Here is an 11938-nt window from a genome sequence, read left to right as displayed (position 1 = left end):
CCGGGATCCCGGAGCGCCGGACACCCGTCCTAGATGTCTGCCAGCAGCTGCCGCGCCATGACGATCCGCTGCACCTGGTTGGTGCCCTCGTAGATCTGGGTGATCTTGGCGTCCCGCATCATCCGCTCGACCGGGTAGTCCCGCGTGTAGCCGTAGCCACCGAGCAGCTGCACCGCGTCGGTGGTGATCTCCATGGCGGCGTCCGAGGCGAAGCACTTGGCCGCCGCGCCGAAGTAGGTCAGATCCGCGTCGCCCCGCTCCGACTTGCCCGCCGCCGCGTACGTGAGCTGCCGGGCCGCCTCGAGCTTCATGCCCATGTCGGCGAGCATGAACTGGATCCCCTGGAACTCGGCGACCGCCTTGCCGAACTGTCGACGCTCGGCCACGTACCCCTTGGCGTAGTCGAGGGCGCCCTGCGCGATCCCGACGGCCTGCGCGGCGATGGTGACCCGGGTGTGGTCCAGGGTCTTCATAGCGGTCGCGAAGCCGGTGCCCTCAGCGCCGATCATCCGGTCGGCCGGGATTCGCACGTTGTCGAGGTAGACCTCGCGGGTGGGCGAGCCCTTGATGCCGAGCTTCTTCTCCGGCGCGCCGAAGCTCACCCCGGCATCGGACTTCTCGACCACGAAGGCCGAGATGCCCCGGGACCGGGCGGACGGGTCGGTGACGGCGAAGACGGTGTAGAACTCGGACACCCCGGCGTTCGTGATCCAGCGCTTCACGCCGTTGAGCACCCAGTGATCCCCGTCACGTACCGCCCTGGTGGTCATCGACGCCGCGTCGCTGCCCGCCTCCGGTTCGGAGAGGCAGTACGAGAACATCGCGTCACCGGCGGCGACCGGAGTCAGATAACGGCTCTTGAGATCGGCGGAACCGGACAACAACAGCGGCATGGTGCCGAGTTTGTTCACCGCCGGGATCAGCGAGGAGGAGGCGCAGGCGCGGGCCACCTCTTCGATGACGATGGCGGTGGCCAGCGCGTCCGCGCCCGCGCCGCCGTACTCCTCGGGGATGTGCGGTGCGTGGAAGTCGGCAGCTCGCAGCGCGTCGTAGGACGCCTTGGGAAACTCCCCGGTCTCGTCGGCCTCCGCGGCGTGCGGAGCCACCTTCGCGGCGCAGACCTCTCGCACGGCTTCCCGGATCGCCTGGTGCTCCTCGGGCAACCGGTACACGTCGAACGACTCCCCTGCGGCCATCTCGGCCCTCCCCTTCACCACTATCATGCGCAGTCTGTGACGACTCCTGACCGCCGACCGCGCAGACTGAAGACTAGCGACTGCAGTTCAGGTGATGTTACCGGCGCGTAGGTATGGGCAAGATGGTGCACCTTACGCGCTCAGCGATGATGGAGATTGAGACAGTGAGCCACCCTCCGGTGCCCCGCCCAGGCGCCGCAGCAGAATGCGACGCGACGACGCGACGCCAGCGCGAGCGGAGAAGACAGGCGTGACGATCCCCTACCCCACCATCCAGCCGACCCCCGCCATCGCCGCGGTGACTCCGCCCTCGGGCGCACCCCGGCCGCGGGTGACGTTCCTAGGGACGGGTTACCTCGGTGCGACGTACGCCATCTGCTACGCCGAACTGGGGTACGAGGTCCTCGGGTTCGACGTCGACGCCGACAAGATCGCGATGCTCAACGCCGGTCAGGTGCCGATCCACGAGCCCGGCCTGGACGAGCTGCTCCGGCGCAACCTCGCCGCCGGCCGCCTCCGGTTCAGCACCGACATCGCCGAGACCGCCGACTTCGGTGACGTGCACTTCATCTGCGTCGGCACCCCCCAGCGGGCCGACGGCATGGGCGCCGACCTGTCGTACGTCGAGGCGTCGGTCACCAGCCTCGCGCAGCACCTGACCCGCAAGGCGTTGATCGTCGGCAAGTCCACCGTGCCGGTCGGCACCGCCGAGTGGGTCGAGCAGCTCGTCGGGAAGCACACCCCGAACGACCTGGACGTCGAGGTGGCGTGGAGCCCCGAGTTCCTCCAGGAGGGCTTCGCCGTCGACGACGTCCTGCGGCCCAACCGGATCGTGGTCGGCGTCAAGAGCGAGTGGGCCAACGGCATGCTCTACGCCGCGCACAAGGGCGTGTTCGACCTGGCCGCCACGGAGGACCGCGAGGTGCCCCTGGTGGTCACCGACTTCTCCACCGCCGAGCTGGTCAAGGTCGCCGCGAACGCCTTCCTGGCCACCAAGATCTCCTTCATCAACGCGATGGCCGAGGTCTGCGAGGCCTCTGGCGGCGACGTCACCCAACTGGCCCGCGCGATCGGCTACGACCCGCGGATCGGCAACCGGTTCCTCCAGGCCGGCCTCGGCTTCGGAGGCGCCTGCCTGCCCAAGGACATCCGGGCCTTCCAGGCCCGCGCCCAGGAGCTGGGCGCCGGCGAGGCGCTGCGCTTCCTGCACGAGGTCGACCTGATCAACCTGCGTCGCCGTACCCGGGTGCTCCAGCTCGCCGCGGACCTGCTCGGCCGCCGCTCCGGCCCGGCCGGCCCGGACTTCTCCGGCACCCGGATCGCCGTGCTCGGCGCCACCTTCAAGCCCAACACCGACGACGTCCGCGACGCCCCGGCGCTCGCCGTCGCCGCGCTGCTGCACAAGGCCGGCGCCGACGTGCACGTGTACGACCCGCAGGGCACCGAGAACGCCCGCCGCGCGGTTCCCGAGTTGACCTACGAGAGCAGCATCAACGAGGCGGTCAACGACGCCGACCTGGTCTGCGTCCTCACCGAGTGGGCCGACTTCCGCAACGCCGACCCGGTCGCCCTCGGCGAGTTGGTCAAGGGTCGCAAGGTCGTCGACGGCCGCAACTGCCTCGACCCGGCACTGTGGACCCAGGCCGGCTGGGAGTACCGGGGCATGGGTCGCCCCTGACGGAACCGACGCCCCACCGGCCGGTCATCGAGCATTCGATGACCGGCCGGTGTCTTTGTTTGCCCCGGACCCGCCGACAAGAGTCGAAATCCGCGCCAGCTTTGGGCATGCTGCGACAGTGGGAGTCCACAGTGCGGGTGGAGGGGTGTCGTGGCGACCTTTCAATGCTCCTCGTGCGGCCGGGAGATCAAGCCGGCCGTCCGATGCCCGCACTGTGGGGCAGATCAACCACAGTGGGTCGAGCACCTGGCCGACATTGAGCGCTCGATCGCGGAGATGAAGGCGCGCGACGCCGCCATCGCCCGCGAGCAGCGGCAGATCGCCGCCAAGATGCAGGCCGCCCTCTTCCAGCGGGACATCCTCGCCCACGCCGGCGAGGAGCGGATCAAGCAGGCCACCCGGCCACGCCGGGTGCTGCGCCGCCGTCCCGGCCGGCGGCCACCGACCGCCACAATGGGCCCGCCGCCCCGGGTGCCCCGCCAGGGCACTCCGCCCGCCCCGGAGGATCCGCCGCCGCCCCCGCCCCGGGCCGCCTGGCTGGACGCCGACGACCCGGAACACCCGCCGGAGGCGTCCTCGCGCGAGGTGCAGAACATCCCGCTCGGGCTGGGCGCGTTGCTGCTCGGCGTGGCCGCTGTGGTCTTCGCCGCGGTGGCCACCAGCTCGATGGACGCGCTGGCCCGGCTCGGCATCCTGCTCCTGGCCACCGTGCTGATGCTGCTCGCCCCACCGGCACTGGCCCGGCGCGGGCTCACCTCGACCGCCGAGACCATCGCCGCGGTCGGCCTGCTGCTGGTGCCGCTCGCCGGCAACGCGCTCTGGGCGGTGGACCGGATCGGCGCCGGCGGCGGCTCCGGCACGGTCTTCGCCGGGGTGATCTTCGCGGTCACCGCCGCCGTCGCATTCGGGTACGCCGGCTGGACCGGTCTACGCGCGCCCCGCTTCGCCACGGTGCTCGCCGCGCAGCCGGTGCTGCCCCTGCTGGCGTACGACCAGATCACCGGCCCGGGCGGCTGGGCGCTGGTGCTGGCCCTGGTCGCCCTCGTCAACCTCGGCCTGGCCCGTTCCGGCGTGACCGTCGAGCGCCCCGTCCGGCAGGACCTGCCGTCGCCGGGCACGCCGTCCGCGTCCCATGAACGCGACGCGGAGAGCCGGCCGGAGGGCGACCCGGAGGAGGCCGCCGAGCTGATCGACGCCACCGCCGGCTCCGCCGACCCCCAGCCGACCCGCCCGGTGCCCGGCCTGCGTGAGCTGACCTGGTTGCTGCACGCCCTGGCGGTCGCCGTCTCGCTGGCGTACGCGGTCACCGCCCTGCTGCGGGCAGAGACCGTGCCGACAGCGACCGGCGCCGGGGTGGTGCTGCTGCTGGCCGCCATGATCGGGCTGGCCGGCGCGCTGGTGCTGCGTCGCCCGCCGCTGCCCGACGTCGCGGCCGGCATCGTCACCCTGGCGGTGATCGGCTCACTCAGCCGAATCGCGTCGGTGGCACTCCCCGGCCGGGCGCTGCTGCTGATCGCGGCGGTCATCACTGTGACCGGGCTGGCGGTGCGGGCGGTCCCGGAGGCGGCCCGACGTGGTCCACAGATCGCCTCCGCGGTGGCGCTGACCGTCAGTGGTCTGGTTGTCGCCGGTGGCGCGCTACGCGCCGGGGTGGCACCGGTCCGGGCGGCCCTGCCCGCCTGGAACCCCGACCTCAGCCGATACCCGGGCGAGTTGGCCGCTGCCGTCGGGCCGACCACCTGGCAGCTCGCGGGTGCCGCGTTCCTGCTCACCATCGCGGCGGTGCTGGCCCTGCCCACCGAGATCCGCCGGGAGTTCGCGGTCGCCGGCGCGGCGCTGACCGCGCTGGCCGTCCCGGCCTCGTTCGGTCTCGGCTGGGCGACGGCACCCTGGCCAATGGTGATCACCGCGATCGGCATCGGGGTGATCGGGCTCTCCGCCCGCACCGACCGGGCCGCAGTGGCGCACGCCATCGGGGCGGCAGTGGTCGGCCTGTTCGGCGCGGGCGCCAGCCTGGCCAGCCCCACCCTCACTGCCGCGGTCCTGATCACCCTGTTCGTGGCCGGCACGCTGGTCGCGCTGGCGCCCCGGATCCGGATCGCCTCGGCCGCCTCCGACACGGTCACCGCCTGGGCCGCCGGCGGGGCCGCGTTCGCGCTGCCCGGGGCGGTGGCGGCGTTCGTGGCCGCGACCATGCCGACCGAGCCGACCCTCACTCCGGCGAGCCTCCGCGAGGTGACCGTCCCGGTCCTGGCGGCCAGCTTCCTGGCGGTCTGCGTGACCCTCGGCTACGCCGCCGTCGTACAGGTCTCCCAGCGCCACATCCCCGCGCCGCTGTCGGTCGGCACCGGGCTGGGCGCGTTGATGGTCACCGCCGCCGCGTTCGGGGCGCCCGGCGCGACAGTCGCCGACGCCTGGGTGGGCGCGCTCCTGCTGGTCGCGGCCGTGCTGCTCTTCCTGGCCCCCTCCATCGACGCCGGCCGTCGAGCCGACCTCACCCTCGACGGCTCGGACCTGGCCGCCGCGGCGGTCACCACCGCCCTGATCGCCACGCTGGTACGGATCGGGGCGGTGCTCGCCCCGGGCGGGCAGCTGGCGGTGGCCGCCGCCCTGCTCCTGGTGGTCGCCGTTGGCGCCCGCAGCATGCCGGAGGAGTGGCGACGCGGTCCGATCCTCGGCCTCACCGTGGGCGGTGCCCTGATCGGCGTCCTCGCCGGCTGGTCGGCGGTGCGCGGTGGGGTCGGTGTGCTGGCCACTCCCGGCCCGATCTGGAGGGGCGACCTGAGCGACTGGCCGGCCGCCCCCGTCGGTGGTGCCACCTGGCAGGCGCCGGTCGCGCTGGCGCTGCTGGCCCTCGCCGCCGGCATCCTGCTCCCGCCGCCGTGGCGCTGGGACGTGTCCGGCGTGGCGGTGGTGCTCGCCACGATCGGCGCACCTGCCGCATTCGATCTGGCGTGGTGGTCGCCGGTCCTGGTCGGCGGAATGGTCGCCACGGTGTTCGGCATGGCCGCGGTGGCCACTGAGGAGGCGCGCGCCGGGCTGTCCCGCGCCACGGTGGCCGGGGTCGTCGCGCTGCACGCCGCCGGAGCCGGACTGGTCCGCCCGTGGACCACGGCCCTGGCACTGGGCAGCATCGCACTGATCGGCGTGGTGGTGGCCATGCTGGCCCGCGTCCTCGCCGGCCCACAGGTGACCGACATCGACACCGAGGGGATGCCGCCGCACCTGGCGCAGATCGGCGGCGCGGCGATCGGTGCCGCCCTGTTGGCCCTCCCCGGTGCGGTGGCGGCGCTGTCCGCCGAGTTCGAACACTCGGCGCAGGTGGTGCTGACCGCCGCGCTGGCCGCGACCAGCCTCGGCCTGGCCGCCGTGGCCGCGGTCCGCCGGCAGGTGCCGCAATATCTGCCCTGGGTCAGCGTGGCTGTGGTCGGCGGGGCCACCATCAGCGCCCTCGCCGCCATTCCCACCGGCCTCGCCGCCGGCGTCTACGCCGCCGCCGCCGCCCTGCTCGGCGTACTGGCCGAGTTGATCCGCGCGGCCACCGTGCCGCCCACCAGCGCGGCCCAGCCGGTCCGGCGCTGGGCGGTACGACTCGACGGCGCCCTCCGGCGGCTGCCCGACGACCCGGAGCGACGGCGGTGGCGGGTCAACCCGGCCGCTGGCGCGTTGGCCGCGGCGGCGCTTCCGACCGCCCTGGCACTCGCCTCGATCGCACCCGCGCTGGTCACCGCCCTGGTCGAGCCGCACCGCACACTGACCCGGATCTGGCAGGGCCCGCCGCCGGAGCTGCTCACCCCACCATCGGACGTGGTCAACCCGACCCACGTGCTGACGGCGTTGCTGCTCACCGCGACCGCCGCGCTGGCCGCCACCGGCTTCAGCGGCGGACGACGGTCCCGGGCCGTGCCGGTGGTGCTGCCCGGGGCAGCCGTCACGCTGCTGATCGCACCCATCGCGCTGGGCCAGGGCTGGCCCGCCAGCACCGTCGCCGCGCTCTCCGTCTTCACCATCGCGATGCTCGGCCTCGCACTGACCCCACCGCCGCCGCTGGTCGAGCGGGCCCGCTCGCTGCGGCTGGCCCGGGTGCTGGTGTTCGCCATGGGGCTGGCCGGCGGCAGCGCCGGGCTCGCCGGCAGCCTGGCCGACCGGCAGATGACCCTGTTCACCCTCGGCAGCGCGGTCGGGGTGGGCGCGGTGGCGGCGCTGTTCGGCACCACCCAGCGTGCGCGCATCCTCGGCTGGCTCTTCGCCTCACTCATGGCGCAGCTCTTCGTGCTCACCGCCGGCCTGGTCGCCGGGCTGGCGGCGGTCTGGTCCGCGTTCGGCGTGCTCGCCGTCGGCGCGGTCCTCCAGGTGCTCGCCGCTACCCTGCCCCGGCTGCGCCGCCCCGAGGCGCAGCGAGAAGCCTCCACAGTGGAATGGACCGGGTATGCTGCCGCGCTGATCGCGTTGGCCCTCGCCTTCGACTCGCCCCGCCACATCGCCGCCCTGCTGGCCGCCTGGGGCGCTGTCCTCGGGGTGGCGGCGACCCGACCCGGCCGCCGGCCGGTGGAACGCCGGATCCTGTTCTGGGCGGTGGTGGTCTGTGAGATCACCGCGTGGTGGATCCTGATGCGAGTCGCCGACGTGGCGTTGCCCGAGGCGTACACGCTGCCGTTCGCCGTGTTGGCCCTCCTCGTCGGCGTCCTGGAGCTGCGCCACCGACCCGACATGAGCAGTTGGGTGGCGTACGGGCCGGCGCTGGTCACGGCCTTCGTGCCGACGCTGGCGATCGTGCTGGCCACCGAGTCCAGCACTGTGCGGCAGATGCTGCTGTTGCTCGGTGCGGTCGCGGTGCTGATCTTCGGGTCGTCCAGTCAGCAGCAGGCGCCGGTGATCGTCGGCGCGTCGGTCACAGCGATCACGGCGATCCACGCCCTGTTCAGCCTGGGCCCGTGGCTGGCGCTGATCCCGGTGGGCATCCTGCTGCTGGTGCTCGGCGCGAGCAACGAGCGCCGCCGCCGTGCCCAGGAACGCCTACAGACCGCCCTACGCGGCATGAGATAGACCGGAGGGTCCCTGCGGCGCTGCCTTGCGCGATCTTGCACTTTCTGTTGCGGCATAGGGGGTAAAAACCGCGAAGCAACGACCGAAAGTGCAAGATCGCGGGTGGGGCGGGGACCGCGGAGCGGGGGTTAGTGCAGGGTTGCCTGGAGGGCGGCTTCCTTGTCTGCCACCAGCTTTTCCAGGTCCTGCTGGTAGGTCGTCATCTTGGCGCGCAGGCCCTCGTCGGCGGCACCGAGGATCCGTACGGCGAGCAGGCCGGCGTTGCGGGCGTTGCCGATCGACACGGTGGCGACCGGGATCCCGGCCGGCATCTGCACGATGGACAGCAGCGAGTCCATGCCGTCGAGGTGCTTCAGCGGCACCGGCACACCGATCACCGGCAGCGGCGTCACCGAGGCCACCATGCCGGGCAGCGCGGCGGCACCCCCCGCCCCCGCAATGATCACCTTGAGGCCCCGGTCGGCGGCGTCGCGCCCGTACTCGATCATCGCGACCGGAGTCCGGTGCGCCGAGATCACCCGGACCTCGTACGCCACGCCGAAGTCGTCCAACACCTCGGCCGCGGCCCGCATGGTCGGCCAGTCCGAGTCACTGCCCATGATCAAGCCAACCGTGCTCACTGCGGCCCTCTCCTCGTTCCCGAAAGCGTCACTCACTCGTGGCCCTCACGCAGCCAGCGCACGGCCCGCGCGGCCCGGGCCCGCAGGTCGTCCAGGTCATCACCGAGCACCGTGACGTGCCCGATCTTGCGGCCGGGTCGCACCTGCTTGCCGTACAGGTGCACCTTGGCACCCGGCTCGGCGGCGAAGAGGTGGTGCAACCGCTCGTCGATCGACATCCCGCCCGGCTCACCGCCGAGCACGTTCGCCGACACCACCACCGGGGCGGTCAACGCGGTGTCACCCATCGGGTAGTCCAGCACGGCCCGCAGGTGCTGCTCGAACTGCGAGGTCCGGGCACCCTCGATGGTCCAGTGCCCGGAGTTGTGCGGACGCATCGCCAGCTCGTTGACCACGATCGCGGGCCGGCCGGCGTCGTCGCGCACCTCGAACAGCTCCACGGCCAGCAGGCCGATCACACCGAGTGCGGTGGCCAGGTCGATGGCGAGCTGCTGAGCGGAGATCGCCAGCTCCTCGTCCAGGCCGGGCGCCGGGGCCAGCACCTCCACGTTGATGCCGTCGCGTTGCACCGTCTCCACCACCGGGTACGCGGCCACCTGACCGAACGGCGAACGGGCCACCTGGACGGCCAACTCCCGCCGCAGTGGCACCCGCTCCTCGACGATCAGCCGGGTGCCGCCGGCGAGCAGCGTGGTCGCCAACTCGGTGGCCTGTGCGGCGTCGTCGACCATCCAGACACCCCGGCCGTCGTACCCACCCCGGGCCGCCTTGAGCACCACCGGCCAGCCGACCTGCTCGCCGAAGCCGACGAGGTCGGCGGGCTCCCCGACCGGCCGCCAGGTCGGGTTGGGCGCACCCAGTTCGGTCAGGCGTTCCCGCATGACCTGCTTGTCCTGGGCGTGCAGCAGAGCGTCCGCCGGCGGGTAGAGGGCCACCCCTTCCGCCGCCAGCGTGCGGATGTGCTCGGAGGGCACGTGCTCGTGGTCGAAGGTGACGACGTCGCAGCCCTTGGCGAAGGTGCGCAGGGCGGCCAGGTCGGTGTGGTCGCCGTACTGGACGTCGGCGGCGACCAGTGCCGCGCCGTCGTCGGGGGCTGTCGCGAGCACACGCAGTGACTGGCCGAGGGCGATCGCGGCCTGGTGGGTCATCCGGGCCAACTGGCCGCCACCCACCATGCCGACAACTGGCAGACCGGTACGGGAATCCATAGCGCGGCCAGCCTATCCGGGCCGCCGACGGTCCCACCGGGAGGGCTGGCGACCCGGATCGGAAGCGCTGGCGGGACCACCCGACGGGCGGCGCTGGCGACTACCGGGCGTGGCCGTGCGCTCAACCCAGCTCGGCTACCAGGTCCTCGACCGAGGTGACCGGCCGCTGGCAGACGAAACCCCGGCAGACGTACGCGGCGGACCGCCCCTCGACCAACGGACGGTCGGCGAGCAGCGGCACACCCGGCTGGTCCGGGCGCCCGGCGACGACCACGGCCCCGGGCGGGGCGTGCCGGCGGGCGGCGGCCACCAGGGGGTCGCCGGCCGGGTCGTCGGTGACCACGGCAATCTCGTACGGCCCGGAGAGCAACGCCTCGCCGACCATGGCCGCGTACCCGGTGAACCGGGGGTGCTTCCCGACGATCGGCGCGACAGTGCCGAGGGCCGCTTCGGCGGCTTCCCGGTAGCGCGTCTCCCCGGTCAGCGCCGAGTACGCCACCAGCCCGGCGATCAACGCCGACCGGCCGGACGGGGTGGCGTTGTCGGTCGGGTCGGCCGGCCGGGCGACGAGCCGCTCCGCGTCGTCGGCGGTGTCGTAGAAGGCGCCACCGGGCGCGGCGAAGTGCGTCAGGGCGGTGTCCAGCAGCTCGCCGGCCACTGTGAGCCAGCGGCCCTCCCCGGTGAGCTGGTGCAACGCGCAGAAGGCCTCGGCCACACAGCCGTAGTCCTCCAGGACACCAGCCGGCTCGCCGACCTTGCCGTCCCGAGAGACCCGGCGCAGCCGGCCGTCCACCAGGTGCACTGTGGCCAGGTGTTCGGCGGCCTGGCGCATCGCACCGTCGGCGACGATGGTGACGCCGTCCATCAGGTTGGCATCCGCGTCCTGCGGGGACGCGTAGACGGCGGCGACCTGCTGGAACTCGGCCATGGCGGTGATCGCCAGGCCGTTCCAGGCGGCCACCACCTTGTCGTCGAGGGCCGGCTGCGGGCGGGTGTCCCGGGCGGCGAGCAGCCGCCCGACCACCTGCTGCCAGCGAGCGCGTACCTCGGGCGCGGCATCGTCCACGTCCCGGGCCAGCTTGAGCACGCTCATGCCGTGCTCAAAGGTGCCCTGGTCGGTGACTGTGAACAGGTCGGCGGCGAATTGGCCGTCCTCCTCGCCCAACGCCTCGACGAGTTGGGCGGGCGTCCAGGCGTAGGTGAGCCCCTCGACGCCCTCGGTGTCGGCGTCCAGTGCGGACGCGAACCCCTGCCCCGGCCGGTGCAGTTCGTCGGCGAGGAACCGGGCGGTGTCCCGGGCCACCCGGCGGGCCAGCGGGTCACCGGTGAGTCGCCACAGCTGGGTGTAGACCCGCAGCAGCAGCGCGTTGTCGTAGAGCATCTTCTCGAAGTGCGGCACCGTCCAGTGCGCGTCCACCGAATAGCGGGCGAAGCCGCCCGCGAGCTGGTCGTAGATGCCGCCCCGGGCCATCGCCTCGGCGGTGTGCCGGGTGATCTCCAGGCTGCCGGGATCGCCGGTGCGCTGGTGGTGGCGCAGCAGGAAGAGCAGGTTCATGTGCGGCGGGAACTTCGGGGCGCCACCGAACCCGCCGTTCGTGGCGTCGTACTCGCTGGCCAACTTGGCGGCCGCCGCGTCGAGCAGCGGGGCGTCCAGCGGCGCTGTGGGGCCGCCCACTGCCTGCGCGCCGCCGATCGCCTCGACCACGGCGGCGCCCTGGCCCAGCACCGCCTCGCGCTGCTCCCGCCAGGCGGTGGAAACCGACTGGAGCAGCTGGACGAAGTTGGGTCGCGGGAAGTAGGTGCCGCAGAAGAACGGGGTGCCGTCCGGGGTCGCGAAGACTGTCATCGGCCAACCGCCCTGGCCGGTCATCGCCTGGGTGGCGGTCATGTAGACAGCGTCCACGTCCGGGCGCTCCTCACGATCCACCTTGATCGACACGAAGTTGTCGTTCATCAGGGCGCCGACCTGCGCGTTCTCGAACGACTCGTGCGCCATGACGTGGCACCAGTGACAGGCCGCGTAGCCCACCGAGATGAGCACCGGCACGTCCCGCCGCTTCGCCTCGGCGAACGCCTCGTCCGACCACTGCCACCAGTCGACCGGGTTGTCGGCGTGCTGGAGCAGGTACGGACTGGTGGCATCGGCGAGTCGGTTCACCTGACGACCATAGCCAGCCCCGGCGCGGACCG

Annotated in this window: 6 protein-coding genes; 2 read left to right on the top strand and 4 right to left on the bottom strand. The window is 72.9% G+C overall.

Going from position 1 to position 11938, the window contains the following annotated elements; translation table 11 throughout:
• Window positions 1-29: 29 nt before the first annotated feature.
• Window positions 30-1196, bottom strand: coding sequence for an acyl-CoA dehydrogenase family protein (locus tag NIE79_RS18645; RefSeq protein ID WP_238679776.1), 1167 nt, complete (start codon window positions 1194-1196; stop codon window positions 30-32).
• A gap of 250 nt (window positions 1197-1446) precedes the next feature.
• Between NIE79_RS18645 and NIE79_RS18640 the strand changes: the two genes are divergently transcribed.
• Together NIE79_RS18640 and NIE79_RS18635 are read left to right on the top strand one after the other, a co-directional pair.
• Window positions 1447-2874 carry a UDP-glucose dehydrogenase family protein gene (locus tag NIE79_RS18640; protein ID WP_238679775.1) on the top strand — a complete coding sequence of 476 codons (1428 nt, stop codon included), beginning with the start codon at window positions 1447-1449 and terminating at the stop codon, window positions 2872-2874.
• Window positions 2875-3024: 150 nt separating this feature from the next.
• On the top strand, window positions 3025-7920 hold the full coding sequence (locus NIE79_RS18635) for an SCO7613 C-terminal domain-containing membrane protein (protein WP_238679774.1): 4896 nt from the start codon (window positions 3025-3027) through the stop codon (window positions 7918-7920).
• 128 nt (window positions 7921-8048) lie between these two features.
• Here NIE79_RS18635 and purE read toward each other — a convergent pair whose 3' ends face one another.
• The 3 genes from purE to NIE79_RS18620 form a co-directional block, all read right to left on the bottom strand.
• A complete protein-coding gene (gene purE / locus NIE79_RS18630; RefSeq protein WP_238679773.1) occupies window positions 8049-8540 on the bottom strand; it encodes a 5-(carboxyamino)imidazole ribonucleotide mutase in 492 nt (163 codons plus the stop codon).
• Between the two features lie 32 nt (window positions 8541-8572).
• Entirely contained in the window at window positions 8573-9748 is a 1176-nt protein-coding gene (locus NIE79_RS18625) for a 5-(carboxyamino)imidazole ribonucleotide synthase (RefSeq protein ID WP_238679772.1), read from the bottom strand.
• A gap of 121 nt (window positions 9749-9869) precedes the next feature.
• Window positions 9870-11906, bottom strand: a complete 2037-nt coding sequence (locus NIE79_RS18620; protein ID WP_238679771.1) for a thioredoxin domain-containing protein — start codon at window positions 11904-11906, stop codon at window positions 9870-9872.
• Window positions 11907-11938 lie beyond the last annotated feature (32 nt).

The sequence above is a fragment of the Micromonospora trifolii genome (assembly GCF_022229005.1).
GTDB classification, from domain to species: Bacteria; Actinomycetota; Actinomycetes; order Mycobacteriales; family Micromonosporaceae; genus Micromonospora; species Micromonospora trifolii.
The sequence above is the reverse complement of the archived record's forward strand: the minus strand, read 5'-3'. Positions and strand labels throughout refer to the sequence as shown.